Source organism: Paenarthrobacter sp. NPDC057355 (assembly GCF_042667405.1).
Classification (GTDB): Bacteria; Actinomycetota; Actinomycetes; order Actinomycetales; family Micrococcaceae; genus Arthrobacter.
This window is the reverse complement of record NZ_JBHVAL010000007.1, coordinates 60,652-76,456: the sequence shown is the minus strand read 5'-3', so window position 1 is coordinate 76,456 and position 15,805 is coordinate 60,652. Positions and strand designations below refer to the sequence as shown.

Sequence of the window (15,805 nt, the reverse complement as noted above, 5' to 3'; positions counted from 1 at the left end):
GCTATGGACTGCCTTTACGAGCCCGTCTCATAATGTGGTTCTGCTACCGGCTTGGACTCGGGTGATCCCCGCTCCCGCAGGTAGACGGATGCTCCCACCAGCACCCCGACGGCCAGGAATTCGCTCTGCCAGTTCTGGAAGGATTCGAACCAGAACTGGCTTGAGGCGATGTACTCCCAAGTGGAGACCTGCGACAGGCCATGGCTGAGTTGTTCCTCGTTGTAGGCGGCGGTTCCACCGATGGCGTGCAGGGCAAAGGATGCCAGGAACAAAAGCGCCAGCAGTCCCGAAAGCGAGTGCTCGTAGACCTTCAGGACCCAGCCGCCCCGCCTTACGGGCCACGGTGTCTTTGCCGTTGGCTTGGCGTTGCGGGGGTCCTCGTCCTGGGGAGCTTTCTTGCCCATGGGTTTGGATTCCGAGGAACCCTTCTGGAAGAGGAAGACAGTGAGGACCACGTACATGGCCATCTGGAGGAATTCCGACTCCCAGTTCTCGAAGACGGCTTCCACGAAGTGACCGGTACCGAGATACTCAAGGACGCCGACGGCGGATCCTCCGTGGGTTTGCTGCTCCTCGCTGTAATCCGCGGCGCCTGAGAGGATCATGCCGCCGAAGAAGACGGCGAACAGTGCGAGATTGGCCAACAGAAGGCCGTGGTCCTTCATCCAAGTGCGGACCGAACCGCGCTGACCCAGCTGGCCCCGGCCCCCGCTCGATGTCTCACGGCTTTGGACGGATCCAGGCATGTTCACTCCTCCTTGGTGTTTCCGTTGCCATTCATGCCGCGGTGGTAGAGCCACAGGGGCATCCCAACCACCAGCAACAGCAGCATCAGAACTATGAAGCCCCCGGCCACGATGCCTGCGATCCGCCCGGCCGTAAAGTCGAAGACCAGGGTGGCGGAGCCCACAATCAGCAACGCGACACCTCCCAGCGCCCATTTGGTGACAACGTCGGCGCTGGAAACGAGGGTGGTCTTGAGCCCGCGGCGGAAGAGCCGCCGGTGCACGCTGACGGGGATGACAATGAGCACGGTGGTAACGGCTGCCACCATGACGTTGAAGAGGTAAAGGCCGCGCTGCCAGTCATCCAGTTCGCCGAAGCGCGATTGGAAGGGAAGCGTCAGCAGGAATCCGCCCAGAATTTGGACGCCGGTTTGGAGAACGCGCAGTTCCTGAATGAGCTCCATCCAGTTGCGGTCCATACGTTCTTCCGTGGACTCGTTCCTGCCGATCCTTGGAACTTGCTCCTGCTCTGCCATTCCTATGCCTCCGCAGCAATTGGTGGACGCCGGGGGTGTGCCGGACTACGGTCGGACTGTCAGCATTCCTCGATATTTTTCGGGGCCTCAAAGGAATTCCAAGGAGGAAAAATGAGTCACGACGAGCATCGGGTTGACCCGGACAGCGAGCCCGGCGGGTACGGTACGCCGACTCCCGAACAGGAACTGCCTGGTAGCGGCAGGGGGAGTGAAACTCCTGAGCGTCCCGCCGAAGGCGTTCCCGAAGTGCCGGGCGACGACTTTCCAACACCGCAGGATCCGGATGCGGCTCCGCCTGCCGCGGCGACAGGGCAGGAGTCCGGGGAAGGGTAGGTGCACCGGAGGGCCGATCCCGCGCCCAGCTGGTGAACGCAGGGAACAGCCCTCGTTGATCTGTTGGAAGTCCCCGCCGCGCTCTATACCGTATGGCCCCGGCGGCTGGACATGAAGCTCAGCAGCCAACCGATGGCCGCGATGACGAGGAGGACAATGCCCACCCACAGTAACCAGCTCAGGGCCTGCGAGAAGCCGCCCACAAGAAGAAGAACAATTGCCACTACACCAGCAATGATCAGAAGCGTATTCATGGTCAGCACATTCCTTTCCGGGGAATCTTCGATGAATCCGGGATTCCCGATTATGCATTCCGGGTTACTTCGATTTGGTTATGCCGGTACCAGGAGGCGTTTCCGCAGCCTCGAAGTGCCTATTTCGCTACCAGCCAGCGGGCTTCGTCGCCAGATGAAGTTCGCCGGTCGTGAACACTAACACTCATCATTGTACTACTAAGCACCCTTATGAAAGGCTTATCGCAGTCGTCACCTGATGATTGGGCAGTTGCCGCAGACGTTTTGCGGCACATTTTTTGGCTCACATGAACGTCCATGAGAGGAACACATGAAAGCGTCACAGCAGCTTGCAGACAACCTTCAAATCGTCTTGACCGACCTCATCGAGCTGCAGCTCCAGGGGAAGCAGGCACACTGGAACATCGTGGGACCGAACTTCCGCGATCTCCACCTCCAACTGGATGAGCTCGTCCTGGCAACCCGTCAGTTCGCTGATGACACCGCCGAACGCATGCGCGCCCTCCATGCACTGCCGGACGGACGCAGCGCGACCATCGCCAAGGGAACCCGCCTCGAGGAATTCCCTGCCGGCCTGGTGAGCACCAAGAACGCCGTCAAGCTGGTCACCGACCGCGTGGAGCGTGCCGTGCAGACCATGCGCGACGTTCACGACGAGGTTGATGAGGAAGATCCGACGACGGCGGACCTGCTGCACGCGTTCATCGCCCGTCTTGAGCAGCTGGTCTGGATGATTAATGCCGAGATCATGAACGCCGGCGCGGCTGTGACGGACCCGGACGAGGCCTGAGCAAAACCCCGTAGGCTCAGCAAAGACAGGGCCCAGACCGTGCCACGGCTGAAGAGAAGCGACCTTTCCAAGCCCGGCATCGTCCGCCGGAAGGTTGGAACGGGGTTCAGTTACCGCCATCCCGACGGGAGTTTGGTCAGCAAAGAGGATCGCCAGCGCATCAATGCGCTGGCGATCCCGCCTGCGTGGACCGACGTGTGGATCAGCCCCTACGAGCACGGGCACATCCTGGCCACCGGGGTGGACGCCGCCGGGCGGAGCCAATACATTTACCACCCCGGGTGGCGGGAGCGTAAAGACACCGAAAAGTTCATCCGAGCGGCCAAGCTTGGCCTTGTTCTGCCATCGGTCCGCCGCAACGTAACGGTCCATCTCCAGGATGACGCGGACCCTCGACAGCAGACGCTCGCAGCAGCAGTGCGGTTCATGGATCTTGGCGCGCTGCGCGTGGGATCCGAGGTCTACATGAAGCAAAACGGATCGTATGGCCTCACCACGCTCCGCTGCCGCCATGCGCGGGTTGAGGGGCCGGATGTGTTCCTTAAATTCCCCGGCAAGAGCGGCCAGCTCTGGGACACCTCCATCCATGACCCCGCCTTGGCCGCCTTCTTGGAGCCGCTGGCGAATCGTCCCGGCAAGGAGCGGCTACTGGCCTACCAAGCGAACGGGACCTGGGTCTCGGTGGATGCTTCCATGATCAATGAGTATCTCCGGGGCATCGCCGGAGAGGCCTATACCTCCAAGGATTTCCGGACCTGGAAAGGCACTGCTGCCGCCGCCCTCTGCCTCATCAAGTCCGGGCACAAGGGAACTCCCAGGCAGGCAATCGTGCGGGCCATCAAGGAAGCGTCGGAGCTCCTTGGCAACACTCCGTCAGTGGCCCGCTCGTCCTATGTGGATCCGAGGATCATCGAGGCGTACCTCTCGGAAGAGCTGAAGGAGGTCAAGCCTACGGAAGCCTCGATTGCCGCCTATTTGAATGGCGAAACCTCCACCTAGCAAGACAAGAAGCGGCCCTGCGATTTTATGAGTACACTCGTACTAATAAAATTCATGGACATGGTGTTTGGGGGCCCTCAATGATTCTGCTGGCAATCGTGGTGTGTGAAGTTGCGTTCTGGGTGGCGATCCTCGCCGGGCTCACAGCGCGATATCTACTGCGCAGCCCCCGCCTTGGCGGGATTCTCCTGATCCTTGCTCCCGTCATCGATGCTGTCCTGCTTGCCTTGGTCGCCGTCGATCTGCTTGGTGGTGCTACGGCCTCGTGGCACCACGGACTTGCTGCGGTCTACATCGGCGTCTCCGTCGCCTACGGCAAGCGCATGGTGGCCTGGGCCGATGCGCACTTCCAGCATCGGTTCGGTGGCGGACCCGCGCCGGAAAGACTCACAGGAGCCCGTTACACCATCAAGTGCTGGCGGGATGTGCTTCTTACTGCGTTGGCGGTTGTCATCGCTGCGGCGACACTGGGAGCGATTATCTTCCTCGTCAACGACGCCGAACGAACTGCAGCCCTCTCGGATTTCTTCCGAATCCTGGGAATCATTTTCGTCATCGACTTCCTCTGGGCTGTGAGCTACTCGATTTGGCCGAAGAAGGCCCCGCTCCCTTCGCCGGCTGCTACGGGTTCGCGCTGAACCGATGCCCCGAAGAATCGACGCAGAGGCACGGAACGCAGCAATAGCAGAGGCTTCTTTACGTGTTCTTGAGCGCGATGGCCTGACCGGCCTGTCAGTACGCGGGGTGGCAGCGGAAGCAGGCATAGCCGCAGCTTCGTTGCGCCGGGCATTTCCCACCCAGCATGCCCTTCGGGAATACTGCCTGCAACTCATTGAGGACCGGGTCACCGCCAGGGTTGTTGCTCTGGAGCTCACCGGCCGAGCGCTGGTGGATGGGTTGCTGCTGCAGTTGCTCCCTCTGGACCAGGAGCGGCGCCTCGAACTGGTTGCGCAAGTCCAGCTCGGCGTCCTTTCGCTGACGGATAGTGCACTGCGTCCTGCCGCGATCAGGCTCAGTACCGCCGTCGACCGCGCGTGCACCGCGGCTCTGCAGATCCTGAGCGAAGTGGGCCAATTCCATCACGGGCGCGATCCCGAGTATGAAGCACAGCGGCTGCGTGCGCTCCTAGATGGAATCGCGATGCACGGTCTGTGGAGCGGCGAACTGCCCGAGGCGGGTCCGATGCTCAGCATGCTCACCCGCCATCTCGACGAACTCGCCGGCCCCTAGCAAGACAGAGAGAGCCTGGCGACACCCATATCCGGGTGTCGCCAGGCTCTTTTCGTGTCGCTGAGGAGTTTGAGTGTCCCTACTCGGCGTCGTGGTCCGTTTCGAGGATCTTCACTAGGGTGTCCAGTGCTTCGTCCGCACCGTCGCCTTCTGCGCGAAGCACCACCACGTCACCGTGGGAAGCACCCAGGCTCATGAGGGACAGGATGCTTGCGGCGTCCATGGCGTCGTCGGCCGGCTCTCCCTGACGGGCGATGGTGACGTCGATATCCAGGTCTCCCGCGGCTTCGGCGAAGATGGCTGCCGGGCGGGCGTGGAGGCCGACACGGCTTGCGATGGTGGCTGTACGTTCTGGCATTGGTGCTCCTTTGGTGGTGGTGGGTGGCTTCGTGGGAAGTCTAGACGCTGACGGTTGCCGGGGTGGCTTCTGCTTCGACAGGCTTCTTCACTGCCCAACGCTTGAGGGCGACTACCAGAAGCGCGGTGATGACCACGCCGACGGCGATCGAAAGGAAGAACAGCAGGAAGTTGTCGATTGCGAAGAAGACGAAGATGCCGCCGTGCGGTGCCTTGGAAGTCACCGCGAAAGCCATGGACAGGGCGCCCGTTACCGCGCCGCCCACCATGCTGGCAGGAATGACGCGCAGCGGGTCGGCTGCCGCGAAGGGGATGGCGCCTTCGGAGATGAATGAGGCCCCAAGGAGCCACGCTGCCTTGCCGTTCTCGCGCTCAGCGAGGGAGAAGAGCTTCTTGTCCAGAACGGTTGCCAGGGCCATGGCCAGCGGCGGAACCATGCCTGCCGCCATCACTGCCGCCATGATCTGCCAGGGAGCCTGGTTGGTGATGGAAGCCGTTCCGAGTCCGGCGACTGCGAAGGAGTAGGCAACCTTGTTGACCGGACCGCCCAGGTCGAAGCACATCATGAGGCCCAGGATTACGCCGAGGATGATGGCGCCTGCGCCGGTCAAGCCGTTTAGTCCAGTCGTCAGGGCGTTGCTGAGGGCAACGATCGGAGCGCCAAGGACCAAGAACATGAGCCCGGACGCAACCAGGGAAGCAAGAAGCGGAATGATCACCACGGGCATGAGGCCACGGAGCCAGCGCGGAACATCGAGCTTGCCGATCTGGTAGGCGATGTAACCGGCCAGAAGGCCGCCCACAATGCCGCCCAGGAAGCCTGCGCCCATGAAACCGGACACTGCACCGGCGACGAAGCCGGGAGCGATGCCCGGCCGGTCGGCGATGGCGTAGGCGATGTAGCCCGCCAGCGCCGGAACGAGGAAGCCGAGGGACAGTGCGCCGATCTTGAACAGCACGGCACCCAGATAGGCGCCCAACGGGCCCCAGGCAAGTGCGGGATATTCGGTAGGCAGGTTGAACAGGTTGTTCTGGGCCAGCATCTTGTCTGCAACCGACGTTATCTCGTAGCTGCCCATCATGAAGCCAAGGGCAATCAACAGACCACCACCGGCCACGAACGGAATCATGTAGCTGACACCGGTAAGGAGGGCGCGCTTCAGCTTCTGGCCGATGTGCTCACCCTTTTCCTCTTCGGCACGCTCTGCCTGCTCCTCGGCACCGAAGTGCGGGACGCGGCGTGCATGCGGGTCCTCGGCGGCCGCGAGTGCTTCCTGGACCATCTTGGTGGGCTCGTCGATGCCACGCTTGACCGGCGCGTTGATCACCGGCTTGCCGGCGAAGCGCTCCTTGCCGCGGACGTCGACGTCGACGGCGAAAATTACCGCGTCAGCCGCAGCAATCACGGCCGGATCCAGCGGCTTTGCGCCGGAGGAGCCCTGCGTCTCGACCTGAAGGTCAACACCCATCTCCTGTGCTGCGGCAACCAAGGAGTCGGCTGCCATATAGGTGTGGGCGATGCCGGTGGGGCAAGCGGTCACTGCCACGATGCGCTTGGGTGCGGCAGCCGCCGTCGTGCTCGCTGCGGGTGCCGCTTCAGGGGCAGGTGCCGCGTGCGCAGCGGGCTTGTCCGCCAAAGCGCCGTCAACCAACTCCACGATCTCCTGCTCGGAGGATGCCGCGCGCAGCGCTGCCGTGAAGTCCTTTTTGATGAGGGAACGGGCCAGCTTGGAGAGCAGCTTCAGGTGTTCCTGGTCGGCGCCGTCCGGGGCCGCGATGAAGAAGATCAGGTCCGCCGGGCCGTCCTTGGCACCGAAATCCACCTTGTGGGACAAGCGCGCCATGGCGAGGGCGGGTTCGGTGACGGCCGCTGAGCGGCAGTGCGGGATGGCGATGCCGCCGGGGACGCCGGTGGCGGTCTTCTGCTCGCGGGCGAAGGCGTCGGCGAACAGGCCTTCGACCTCGGTGGCACGGCCAGCAGCGGCAACCTTGCCGGCCAGGACGCGGATGACGTCGGCAGGGGAGTCGCCCAGGTTCTGGTCGAGGGTGACCAATTGGGGTGTGATCAGCTGGGTCACTGTTAGTCCTTCCGGAGGGCCGTGATGGTTACGGCGTCGGGGGTTGTCTGGTGGACTGCCGGGACAGTGGAGCCCGGCAGCGAAGCGGCAGCGGCACCATGTGCCACGGCTTGACGGAGGCAGTCCTGAGCGGAGCCGCCCTGGGTTGCGGCCAGCAGGTAGCCGGCCAGGGATGAATCCCCGGCGCCTACCGTGCTGACTGCCTTTATTGGCGGATGCGTGGCAAGCCACGCTCCGTCTGCGGTCACCAGGACTGCGCCCTTGGACCCCAGTGTTGCGAGAACGGCACCTACACCGCTGGCGACGACGGCGGCAGCAGCTTCGGCGGCTTTGGCCGGGTCTGCTTCCAGTTGCTCAGCTGTGGAGACGTCCGTGAAACCGGCGGCGGCGGCAAGCTCTGCGAGCTCTTCCGCGTTCGGCTTGAGGAGGTCCGGCTTTCCCAGGGAATCGCCCTCCAAGGCCGCAGCAAGCGGGGCCCCGGAAGAGTCGATGGCGATGCCTGGAGCGGCCGTTCCATCCGCGGCCGACCTGAGTCGGCGTGCGATTGTGGCATAGAAGTCCGCAGGGACTCCTGGTGGGAGTGAGCCTGCGAGAACCACCCAGCTGGCGCCACGGGAGCGTTCCAGCAAAAGCCCGATCAGGGCCTCCTGCTGTTCACCGCTCAGCTCCGGGCCGGGTTCGTTGATCTTGGTGGTGACGCCGTCCGGTTCGGTGAGCGTGACATTGCTGCGCAGCGCCTGACCGATGGGAAGGGCCGCAAACGGAACGCCGCCGTCGTGCAGTCCGGAAAGGACGGGGTCGGCATCTGCTCCCGGAAGGACTGCCAGCGTTTCGAGGCCGGAGGCCACGAGGGCCCGCGAAACGTTGACACCCTTTCCGCCGGATTCCTGGTGGACGGCGACGGCGCGCTGTACCTCACCGCGGGCCAGGGCGCCGGGAAGTTCGACGGTGCGATCCAGGCTGGGGTTGGCCGTGAGGGTGACGATCATGCGACCACCACGTCTACGCCGGCGTCGGCCAAAGCCGCCGAGAGTTCAGCCGAGGGCTGCTGGTCAGTAATCAAGGTGTCAACATCCTTCAAGGTGGCGAACTGGACCAGGGTTTCGGCATCCAGCTTGGACGAGTCCGCCAGAGCCACAACGCGGCGGGCGGACTTGACGAAGGCCGCTTTCACGGCGGCTTCCTCTGGGTCGGGCGTACTAAGCCCGAAGACGGCGTGGATCCCGTTGGTGCCCACGAAAGCGATGTCCGGCCTGAGCCGGTAGGCGGCTTCGACTGTGGACTGCCCGACGGCGGCCTGCGTCAGTCCGCGGACACGACCGCCGAGGATCTGGAGCGCGACGCCCTGCGTTGAGGAGAGCTTGCCGGCGATGGGGATGGCGTGGGTGATGACCACCAGTTCTTCATTGCTGTTGGCGGGAAGGGTCCGCTGGGCGAGCAGGTCGGCGAGGGTCTCGGTGGTGGAGCCCGCGTCCAGAAGGATGCTGCCGGTGGTGGGTTCAGGAATCAGGGCGAGGGCGGCGTTGGCGATGCGGAGTTTTTCGTCCTGGCGCTGCACCGCACGCTCGAGGATGCTTTCCTCGCGGGTGCTGAGGCGGTCCGAGGGGACGGCCCCGCCATGGACCCTGCGGAGGTTTCCGGAAACTTCAAGGGCTGCGAGATCGCGGCGGATGGTCTCAGTGGTGATGCTGAAACGATCGGCGAGGTCGGTGACGCTCACCCGTCCGCGCTCTGCGACGAGTGCGGAGATCAGTTGTTGGCGTTCTTCGGCGAACACTTACCCTCCATTGCGGTAAAGCCGGATTTTCGATGCAGCCACTTGCGTGATTGCTGTCACAACGATGTGGAATTGATTGACTCTATCTTTGTTTGTGTTGGTAAGTCAATAGAAACCAACATAAACACAGATCGGGCTTGGCTCATGGGGTTGCTTTCGGGCACGAAAAAAGGGCATGTCGCGCTCCCTGTAGCGCGACATGCCCTCGTATCGGATCCTGACTGGGGGATTTCTGCCGGGATCCGGTCTGTGGGTGCGAACCTTTCCTAGGTGGACGGGCTATTACCTGGTCCCGGGTTCCCGGGCCCGGCGGGCGGTGGGACCTCCGGGTCAGGGGTGGGCTCCGGAACCGGCGGTGGGCCAGGTTCGGGCAAAGGAACGGGCTCGGGCGTCGGTCCAGGCTCCCGGGGTGGGGCTGGTTGAGCCGGGTCTGGAAAGCCGCTCTCCATCAAGCGCTCGTCCTCCGGGGCAAGTGCGCTGGCCGAAGGCTTTCCGGGGCGCTGGAAGGGTACCGGCTGGAGTCCCATCCGGAGCTCCTGTAGTCGATGGGCAGGTTGTCCGGATCCGGCGGATCGGGCAGCTTGTGCCGACCGGACTGTCCATGCTGGCCAAGGCCCCGCGCCTTGCTCGATGACTCCCTCTTGTGTGATTCGGCGTGCATGCTATCCCTTTCGGTAGCTCCAGAATTACTGCTGCTTTTCCGTGGCCGCTTCGTTGCGGTCAATCAGGAATTTCCATCCGGAAGCCGCAATGGCATCCAAGGATGCGTGTGTTGATGAGAACCTCGTACATACGCAGCTGGCCCCCTGGCTTCAACACCAAAGGCGTCTGTATCCTCCGAAGTTCGCAACTTCTGGTCTTCATGGGTTCGCCGCAGTGAAGGTACTGACCGCCGAACTGAAGTACGCCTTGGGTGATGCCGGGCCGGTTGAGTACCGCAGCCACTCGTTGCACCGAGGCGATCTGCTGGTAGGAGTACCTGCAGGCATGGCATTCATACGCCACATCCACCATGTTGGGCGCCGGTGGATAGTGGGATTGGATCGAATTCACCAGGAGATGCTTGTCCGTATTGCACCGGGTGCACCACAGGGGCTCGTCAGGCGGTTGGTGAGCTTCGTCCGGAACTCTGGACGCTGGCTGGGCCGGCATGGGTCTGTACCTCGGCATCAAAAAATGCGGGTCGCCCGTCTGCATGAGCTGTAAAGCCTGTCCTGGGAATGCGGGACCGTAGCTAGATTGTGCACATAGGTGCACGGCATATGCAAGGATTCTGGTGTCATTCCCTGAAGGGGTGACGGGGAGCTTCCCCCCGATCGTAAACTAAGGCATGGACGAAATGAACGTTGAATTGGCGCTGCCTGATGCCGCATCGGCGCCCGACGATGTTTCGGTACCTGAACGGCTTCAGGACCTTGTAATTGACAGCGAGGATGTCGGTGGATTCCTCGGAGACCTCGCTGTATTTTCGGCTGCGGCGGTGTCTGCGGCTGTCGGCATGAACGTGCATTGCGGCATCACCTTGAGCCGGCGAAGGCGAACGGCCACGGTGGCAGGCAGTACTCATGAAGCCAGGCTGATCGACGAAGTCCAGCAGGCTTACGGGGATGGTCCCTGCTTGGAGGCAATGCGGTCGCACACCACCGTGCATGTGCCTGATACCGCCGCAGAGGAGCGTTGGCCGGAATACTGCAAAGTCATCGCGGACCGCGGTCATCTTTCAGCCCTCTGCGTTCCCCTGGAGCTGGATGAAGGTGCCACGGCCGCCCTGAACTTCTTTGCTCCGCAGGCCGGAGCCTTCAGCGAATCCACCATCAAGGACTGCGAACTCTACGCCAGCCAGGCGGAACGCTCGCTTCGCCTGGCAGTCAGGATCGGCGTGAAGCAGCAGCACGCGGACGATCTCAAGGACGCGATGCAGTCGCGGACCGTCATCGACCTTGCCTGCGGCATCATCATGGGGCAAAACCGCTGCACCCAGGACGAAGCGTTCCAGATCCTCAAGAAGGCTTCCAGTACCCGGAACCAGAAGCTGCGTGACGTTGCCGAGGGGCTGGTCAAGAACGTGGCAAAGGAATCGCCCGTCGCGCATTTTGAGCCCTGACCGGGCGGTGGCCGCGGGCCCGTGGCCATCCTGTGACTTGTGACCCACGCCACTGGTGAACTACATTTTAGGTGGGTTAAGCAGATAGCCTTTGGAGCCTCATGACGTGGTGCCATCCCGGATGGCCCAAAAACTGCACTCCGGCCGCGGTCACTATCGACCGGCCCGCAGCTTCAACGCATGTCCGCTCCTGGTTGTAGCAAAGGAGAACAGCAATGACGCTTGGATCCCTTCCTGTCCCTAAACCTTCCCAAGAGTCCACTACTGCGCCCGCTGTGACGGAAGCGCGGCCTTGGTGCACGGTATGTGCAACAGATTCCTACATTTTCGTGGAGACGGTGGTGGAAGCAGAACCACACCAATCGGAAGTAGTCGACGTCAGCTACACCTGCAGTGAATGCGATACGTTCTACGCCCACCCCGTCCGCCTGGCGACGCTGGTTCCGGAAATCCAACAGGAATTCCTTTCCACCGCCGCGGCAGGCCTGTGGTTCAGCTGCACCCATTGCGGCGATCCGATGACACTTGGCCGGCCCGCGGAACGGGTGATCGAGGCTCCCCGGAGCACCGAAGACCCGGAAAGCCCGAACCTCCTTGAGGTGTACCTGCAGACCCAGGTGCTGCACTGCCGCTGCGGTTTCCAAATGGAGGTTCCACGCCACGTTGGATAGCCGCCGCTTCTGAATAGTCCATGGTGGGAGGGGTGGCTGTGCGTACGTTTGGAGTGGAAGAGGAACTGCTGATCGCCGATCCTTCGGACGGCACACCGTTGGCCCTCGCGGCCGACATCCTGGATGTGGCTGGTCAGGGCGTGGATGCCATGGACGAGGCCGCCTCGCTGAAGTCCGAATTCAAGCAGGAGCAAATCGAAGTCAACTCCCGCCCGTGCCGCACGGCGGCCGAACTCAGGGCTGAGATCCGTGCCGGCCGATCCTTGTCCGACAAGGCAGCAAGGACGCTGGGTGCCAGGGTGGCGGCCCTGGCCACCCCGCCGGTTTTTCACGCGACACCCACTGCGGGAAATCAGCGCTACACGGCCATGGGCGCGGAATTCGGCCTGATTTCACGCGAACAGCTCACCTGCGGCTTCCACGTCCATGTATCCATTGAGTCGCCTGAGGAAGGTGTCGCGGTCCTGGACAGAATGCGTCACTGGCTGCCCGTCCTGCTGGCATTGAGCGCCAATTCGCCCTTCTGGATGGGTGCAGACACCGGCTTTGCGAGCTACCGCACGCAGATCTGGAACCGCTGGCCCACGGCAGGTCCGATGGACGTCTTCGGCTCCGCCGACGGATACCGGAACGTGTTGAATGCGCTGCTGGGCACCGGTGTGCCCATGGATGAGGGAATGATCTATTTCGATGCCCGCTTGTCCCGGGGCCATCCCACCGTTGAACTCAGGATCGCGGACGTGTGCCTTTACGCCGAGGATGCACTCACCCTGGCCGTCATCGCGCGAGCGCTGGTGGAGACTTCGGCGGCTGAATGGCGGCGCGGCGAACCGCCGTCGAACGCCATGACCCACGTGATCCGCATGGCCAACTGGAAAGCCAGCCGTTTCGGCATCAACCGCGAACTCCTGCACCCGCTGGAGCAGACCCCTGTCGCCGCCCCGGAGGTTGCCGGCGCCTTGTTGCGCCACATCAGGACGGCCTTGACCAGGACCGGAGACCTGACTGTCGCCCGGGCGGGAGTGGCCAACATTCTCCGCCGCGGTTCCGGCGAGCGGCTGCAGCGCCAGGCCTATGCGCGCCGCAAGCGCCTCTCCGACGTCGTGACCGCAGCCATCGCGTCCACGCACCAGGACGGTGAACTTTCCGACGCCGGCTTGCTGACCTTCTGACATCGAGAGGTTCGACGACGGCGTACCGGTGCGGCGCCGTCGTCGAACCTTATGTCCGGGGCCGGGGCAGTCAGCCCTGATTGATGCGGATCATGTTGCCGGAGGGGTCGCGGAACGCGCAGTCGCGCGGTCCCCATGGCTGGTCGATGGGCTCCTGGAGGACCTCGGCGCCGGATGCGCGGAGCTTCTCGAAAGTGGCGTCGAGGTCGTCCGTGCTGAAGACGAGCATGGGCATGACGCCCTTGGTGAGGAGTTCCTGGATGGCGTCGCCGTCGGCCTGGGAGCGGCCTGCATGCGGCGGGGAGAGAACGAGTTCGAGGTCCGGCTGGGCGTCGCTGCCCAGGGTCACCCAGCGCTGGCCGTCGGAGCCGACGTCGTTGCGGACCTCCAGGCCAAGGGCGTCGCGATAGAAGGCGAGCGACTCATCGACGTCGTTGACGGTAACGTGTGCGTACTTCAATGAAATGTTCATGAACCACACGCTATTGCAGCTGTGACGTGGGCGCTTCTTCGATCCTGCTCAGGTTGTTGCTGCCTTTTCTGTCCGGGCGCGTGTGCTGTTTGGCGATGCAGTTCGGCATGGCCTTGACCGCCTGGTGCTCGCGGGATCGGTACTCGCTGGGTGTGATTCCCACGATTTCGGTGAAGCGGCTGCTGAAGGAACCCAGGGACGTACAGCCGACCTCCATGCAGGCGTCGGTCACGCTGGTTCCTGCGCGCAGGAGGGCCATGGCCCGCTCGATCCGCCGCGTCATCAGGTAGTTGTAGGGTGATTCCCCATAGGCGGCCTTGAACTGGCGGGAGAAATGCGCCGGGGACATGAGGGCGCCGGCGGCCAAGGTGGGCACATCCAAGGGACGCGCGTACTCGCGGTCTATGAAATCGCGGGCGCGCCGCAGATGGGCCAGGTTGGCCAATTCCTGCGGAGTCATGGCGTCAGTCTACTAGGCTCGTGCCCATGGATTCAGTGGTCTGGTCAAAGCCCGAAAACCAGCGCAAAGGCACCCCTCTGCTGGTGATGCTTCACGGATACGGCACCAGTGAGCAGCGCATGGTCAAGCTGTTTGATCACCTGCCCGCGGAGTTCTCGTGTGCGGCGCTGCGTGGACCCAAGGTCATTGGTGATGACTATGGCTGGTTCCTGTTGGACTACTTCCTCACCAACGACTTCGCGGATGTGATCGCTTCGACCAATGCAGTGTTCAACTGGATCAACTCAGTGAAGGACAACCACAGCAGCGTCAGCTTGCTGGGGTATTCGCAGGGCATGGCCATGGCCAGCACCCTTCTGCGTTTACGGCCGGAGTCCTTCAAAGCGACTGTGGGACTGTCCGGGTTCGTCCTGGACAACGACCTCCTGTCGCTGAGTGAATCGTTCGACACCCCGCCGCCCTTCTTCTGGGGTAGGGACAAAGCGGATCCCGTCATCAACGAGGACGCAATCGCCTACACAGAGGAATGGTTGAACGCCAACACGGCACTGACGGCGCGGACCTACCCCGGGATGGGACACAGGATCGAGCCGGCCGAACTGGTCGATGTCAGTGCGTTCCTCAAGTTCTACGTGCTCGGTTAGCCGAGGATTAGAAGGCATTCCCGCCCCGCGATCAAACCCGTGGTGAGATTCGCGTCACATTCTCGCATTCAACCGCACTCTATTGAATGACAAAATTGTAAGCGCTTACACTTTTGGCTGTTGTCCCGCTCCGGGACATGCGCCAAGGCGTCAGGCGGGAATGGAAAGGGTTGAGGCCGTGTTGCATGGTTAGGACTGACAGGGCGACCATCCAGGACGTAGCCGTCCTCTCGGGATTGTCTATTTGCACGGTGTCGCGTGCGCTCAGGAAGCTCCCCAACGTTTCCGATAAGGCCCAGGCGAGGGTGGCCGAAGCCGCAAGCAAGCTCGGTTACAAAGCCTCAGCCGCTGCCTCCAGATTGGCCGGTGGAAGTACAGGGTCCGTAGCCATCGTCGCCCCCACCGCCACGTCGTGGTTCTTCGCACAATCCGTGGAGGCCGCGGAGGAAGTTTTGGGTGACAGCGGCTACGACACTGTCCTGATCAGCCTCCGGAACAAAGCCAGTGTCCGCAGGCAGTTTTTCGGGAACCTTGAAAACCTTGCCCAAAGGGTGGATGGGCTGCTGTTGCTCAATATTGACGCCACCCCCGAAGAGATGGAAGCGTTGGAAGCCTGCGGACTTGCGGTAGCCAGCGTAGGCTTGCGAAATGTTCCGTGGGACAATGTAGGTATCGATGACGAACATGCGGCCTGGCAGGCAACCCAACACCTGCTGGACCTGGGCCATTGGGATCTGGCGGTTCTCTCGAGTGCTGAACCCGTTCTGACCGACGTCCCCAGATTCCGCGGCTTCCGGCGCGCGCTGGATGAACACCACCTCACCGTCCATCCGGACCTTGTGGTCTCCTGTGATCCCAGCATCGACGACGGGCGACGCGCGATGGCTGAGCTCATCACCCGAGGCGCGCGACCCACCGCGGTGTTCGCCCATTGCGACGAAGCTGCATTCGGCGCCATGACCGCGCTCCGCGAATACGGTTTGTCCGTGCCGAAGAATGTGTCCGTGATCGGTATTGACGACCACCCCATGAGCGGGTTCCTCGGCCTCAGCACCGTGGCGCAACCGGTGGCTGACCAAGGCGCCTTCGCAGCGAACCTGCTGTGTGAACGACTCCTGAATAACGAAACCCCCCATCAACCCTCCCACCACTTGCTCGACACCAAGCTCATCGAACGCAAAACCACGCGCCACAAGCGCTGAA

At 62.7% G+C, this 15,805-nt stretch carries 20 protein-coding genes; 10 read left to right on the top strand and 10 right to left on the bottom strand.

What is annotated here, in order from left to right; translation table 11 throughout:
• Positions 1-14: 14 nt before the first annotated feature.
• Together ACFUOZ_RS10320 and ACFUOZ_RS10315 are read right to left on the bottom strand one after the other, a co-directional pair.
• A complete protein-coding gene (locus tag ACFUOZ_RS10320) occupies positions 15-746 on the bottom strand; it encodes a DUF6766 family protein (RefSeq protein ID WP_377547581.1) in 732 nt (243 codons plus the stop codon).
• Between the two features lie 2 nt (positions 747-748).
• Positions 749-1,261 carry a DUF6328 family protein gene (locus tag ACFUOZ_RS10315; RefSeq protein ID WP_377547579.1) on the bottom strand — a complete coding sequence of 171 codons (513 nt, stop codon included), beginning with the start codon at positions 1,259-1,261 and terminating at the stop codon, positions 749-751.
• A 111-nt stretch (positions 1,262-1,372) separates the two neighbouring features.
• On the opposite strand from ACFUOZ_RS10315, the gene ACFUOZ_RS10310 reads away from it, so the two are divergent.
• Positions 1,373-1,594 carry a hypothetical protein gene (locus tag ACFUOZ_RS10310; protein ID WP_262276945.1) on the top strand — a complete coding sequence of 74 codons (222 nt, stop codon included), beginning with the start codon at positions 1,373-1,375 and terminating at the stop codon, positions 1,592-1,594.
• An 83-nt stretch (positions 1,595-1,677) separates the two neighbouring features.
• Here ACFUOZ_RS10310 and ACFUOZ_RS10305 read toward each other — a convergent pair whose 3' ends face one another.
• Complete coding sequence (locus ACFUOZ_RS10305) at positions 1,678-1,848, bottom strand: hypothetical protein (RefSeq protein WP_377547577.1); 171 nt, start codon at positions 1,846-1,848, stop codon at positions 1,678-1,680.
• Between the two features lie 310 nt (positions 1,849-2,158).
• Between ACFUOZ_RS10305 and ACFUOZ_RS10300 the strand changes: the two genes are divergently transcribed.
• The 4 genes from ACFUOZ_RS10300 to ACFUOZ_RS10285 all read left to right on the top strand — a co-directional run bounded on the left by ACFUOZ_RS10300 (position 2,159) and on the right by ACFUOZ_RS10285 (position 4,867).
• On the top strand, positions 2,159-2,638 hold the full coding sequence (locus ACFUOZ_RS10300) for a Dps family protein (RefSeq protein ID WP_274259215.1): 480 nt from the start codon (positions 2,159-2,161) through the stop codon (positions 2,636-2,638).
• Between the two features lie 39 nt (positions 2,639-2,677).
• Positions 2,678-3,637 (top strand): DNA topoisomerase IB, encoded by a 960-nt coding sequence (locus ACFUOZ_RS10295; RefSeq protein WP_377547575.1) that lies wholly within the window; start codon positions 2,678-2,680, stop codon positions 3,635-3,637.
• A gap of 80 nt (positions 3,638-3,717) precedes the next feature.
• Complete coding sequence (locus tag ACFUOZ_RS10290; protein ID WP_377547573.1) at positions 3,718-4,275, top strand: hypothetical protein; 558 nt, start codon at positions 3,718-3,720, stop codon at positions 4,273-4,275.
• A 4-nt stretch (positions 4,276-4,279) separates the two neighbouring features.
• The gene (locus ACFUOZ_RS10285; protein WP_377547571.1) at positions 4,280-4,867 is read left to right on the top strand and encodes a TetR/AcrR family transcriptional regulator; all 588 of its coding nucleotides are present in this window, start codon (positions 4,280-4,282) and stop codon (positions 4,865-4,867) included.
• Between the two features lie 79 nt (positions 4,868-4,946).
• Here the strand turns inward: ACFUOZ_RS10285 and ACFUOZ_RS10280 are convergent, their stop codons facing one another.
• The 5 genes from ACFUOZ_RS10280 to ACFUOZ_RS10260 form a co-directional block, all read right to left on the bottom strand.
• Positions 4,947-5,225, bottom strand: coding sequence for an HPr family phosphocarrier protein (locus tag ACFUOZ_RS10280; RefSeq protein WP_377547569.1), 279 nt, complete (start codon positions 5,223-5,225; stop codon positions 4,947-4,949).
• A gap of 40 nt (positions 5,226-5,265) precedes the next feature.
• The gene (locus tag ACFUOZ_RS10275) at positions 5,266-7,302 is read right to left on the bottom strand and encodes a fructose-specific PTS transporter subunit EIIC (RefSeq protein WP_377547567.1); all 2,037 of its coding nucleotides are present in this window, start codon (positions 7,300-7,302) and stop codon (positions 5,266-5,268) included.
• Positions 7,303-7,304: 2 nt separating this feature from the next.
• Positions 7,305-8,291: a 1-phosphofructokinase family hexose kinase gene (locus tag ACFUOZ_RS10270; RefSeq protein ID WP_377547565.1), complete on the bottom strand. Its 987-nt coding sequence runs from the start codon at positions 8,289-8,291 to the stop codon at positions 7,305-7,307.
• Positions 8,288-9,079 (bottom strand): DeoR/GlpR family DNA-binding transcription regulator, encoded by a 792-nt coding sequence (locus ACFUOZ_RS10265; protein WP_377547563.1) that lies wholly within the window; start codon positions 9,077-9,079, stop codon positions 8,288-8,290. Before ACFUOZ_RS10265 ends, ACFUOZ_RS10270 begins: the two co-directional genes overlap by 4 nt.
• A 720-nt stretch (positions 9,080-9,799) precedes the next feature.
• Positions 9,800-10,132: a hypothetical protein gene (locus ACFUOZ_RS10260; RefSeq protein ID WP_377547561.1), complete on the bottom strand. Its 333-nt coding sequence runs from the start codon at positions 10,130-10,132 to the stop codon at positions 9,800-9,802.
• Between the two features lie 277 nt (positions 10,133-10,409).
• Here ACFUOZ_RS10260 and ACFUOZ_RS10255 point away from each other — a divergent pair, with 277 nt between their 5' ends.
• The 3 genes from ACFUOZ_RS10255 to ACFUOZ_RS10245 all read left to right on the top strand — a co-directional run bounded on the left by ACFUOZ_RS10255 (position 10,410) and on the right by ACFUOZ_RS10245 (position 13,026).
• Positions 10,410-11,183 (top strand): ANTAR domain-containing protein, encoded by a 774-nt coding sequence (locus ACFUOZ_RS10255; RefSeq protein ID WP_377547558.1) that lies wholly within the window; start codon positions 10,410-10,412, stop codon positions 11,181-11,183.
• Between the two features lie 215 nt (positions 11,184-11,398).
• Entirely contained in the window at positions 11,399-11,854 is a 456-nt protein-coding gene (locus tag ACFUOZ_RS10250; RefSeq protein WP_377547556.1) for a hypothetical protein, read from the top strand.
• 38 nt (positions 11,855-11,892) lie between these two features.
• On the top strand, positions 11,893-13,026 hold the full coding sequence (locus ACFUOZ_RS10245) for a glutamate--cysteine ligase (RefSeq protein ID WP_377547553.1): 1,134 nt from the start codon (positions 11,893-11,895) through the stop codon (positions 13,024-13,026).
• Between the two features lie 70 nt (positions 13,027-13,096).
• Here the strand turns inward: ACFUOZ_RS10245 and ACFUOZ_RS10240 are convergent, their stop codons facing one another.
• A complete protein-coding gene (locus tag ACFUOZ_RS10240) occupies positions 13,097-13,498 on the bottom strand; it encodes a VOC family protein (protein ID WP_026267320.1) in 402 nt (133 codons plus the stop codon).
• Between the two features lie 10 nt (positions 13,499-13,508).
• Positions 13,509-13,958 (bottom strand): helix-turn-helix transcriptional regulator, encoded by a 450-nt coding sequence (locus tag ACFUOZ_RS10235; protein ID WP_377547549.1) that lies wholly within the window; start codon positions 13,956-13,958, stop codon positions 13,509-13,511.
• A gap of 26 nt (positions 13,959-13,984) precedes the next feature.
• On the opposite strand from ACFUOZ_RS10235, the gene ACFUOZ_RS10230 reads away from it, so the two are divergent.
• Positions 13,985-14,602, top strand: a complete 618-nt coding sequence (locus ACFUOZ_RS10230) for an alpha/beta hydrolase (protein WP_377547547.1) — start codon at positions 13,985-13,987, stop codon at positions 14,600-14,602.
• A 185-nt stretch (positions 14,603-14,787) separates the two neighbouring features.
• Positions 14,788-15,804: a LacI family DNA-binding transcriptional regulator gene (locus ACFUOZ_RS10225; protein WP_377547544.1), complete on the top strand. Its 1,017-nt coding sequence runs from the start codon at positions 14,788-14,790 to the stop codon at positions 15,802-15,804.
• Position 15,805: the final 1 nt, after the last annotated feature.

Bases quoted from the DNA above. Each gene is read 5' to 3' on its own strand.
- ACFUOZ_RS10320 (WP_377547581.1), bottom strand. From the start codon at position 746: ATGCCTGGATCCGTCCAAAGCCGTGAGACATCGAGCGGGGGCCGGGGC.
- ACFUOZ_RS10315 (WP_377547579.1), bottom strand. From the start codon at position 1,261: ATGGCAGAGCAGGAGCAAGTTCCAAGGATCGGCAGGAACGAGTCCACG.
- ACFUOZ_RS10310 (WP_262276945.1), top strand. From the start codon at position 1,373: ATGAGTCACGACGAGCATCGGGTTGACCCGGACAGCGAGCCCGGCGGG.
- ACFUOZ_RS10305 (WP_377547577.1), bottom strand. From the start codon at position 1,848: ATGAATACGCTTCTGATCATTGCTGGTGTAGTGGCAATTGTTCTTCTT.
- ACFUOZ_RS10300 (WP_274259215.1), top strand. From the start codon at position 2,159: ATGAAAGCGTCACAGCAGCTTGCAGACAACCTTCAAATCGTCTTGACC.
- ACFUOZ_RS10290 (WP_377547573.1), top strand. From the start codon at position 3,718: ATGATTCTGCTGGCAATCGTGGTGTGTGAAGTTGCGTTCTGGGTGGCG.
- ACFUOZ_RS10285 (WP_377547571.1), top strand. From the start codon at position 4,280: ATGCCCCGAAGAATCGACGCAGAGGCACGGAACGCAGCAATAGCAGAG.
- ACFUOZ_RS10280 (WP_377547569.1), bottom strand. From the start codon at position 5,225: ATGCCAGAACGTACAGCCACCATCGCAAGCCGTGTCGGCCTCCACGCC.
- ACFUOZ_RS10270 (WP_377547565.1), bottom strand. From the start codon at position 8,291: ATGATCGTCACCCTCACGGCCAACCCCAGCCTGGATCGCACCGTCGAA.
- ACFUOZ_RS10255 (WP_377547558.1), top strand. From the start codon at position 10,410: ATGGACGAAATGAACGTTGAATTGGCGCTGCCTGATGCCGCATCGGCG.
- ACFUOZ_RS10250 (WP_377547556.1), top strand. From the start codon at position 11,399: ATGACGCTTGGATCCCTTCCTGTCCCTAAACCTTCCCAAGAGTCCACT.
- ACFUOZ_RS10240 (WP_026267320.1), bottom strand. From the start codon at position 13,498: ATGAACATTTCATTGAAGTACGCACACGTTACCGTCAACGACGTCGAT.
- ACFUOZ_RS10235 (WP_377547549.1), bottom strand. From the start codon at position 13,958: ATGACTCCGCAGGAATTGGCCAACCTGGCCCATCTGCGGCGCGCCCGC.
- ACFUOZ_RS10230 (WP_377547547.1), top strand. From the start codon at position 13,985: ATGGATTCAGTGGTCTGGTCAAAGCCCGAAAACCAGCGCAAAGGCACC.
- ACFUOZ_RS10225 (WP_377547544.1), top strand. From the start codon at position 14,788: ATGGTTAGGACTGACAGGGCGACCATCCAGGACGTAGCCGTCCTCTCG.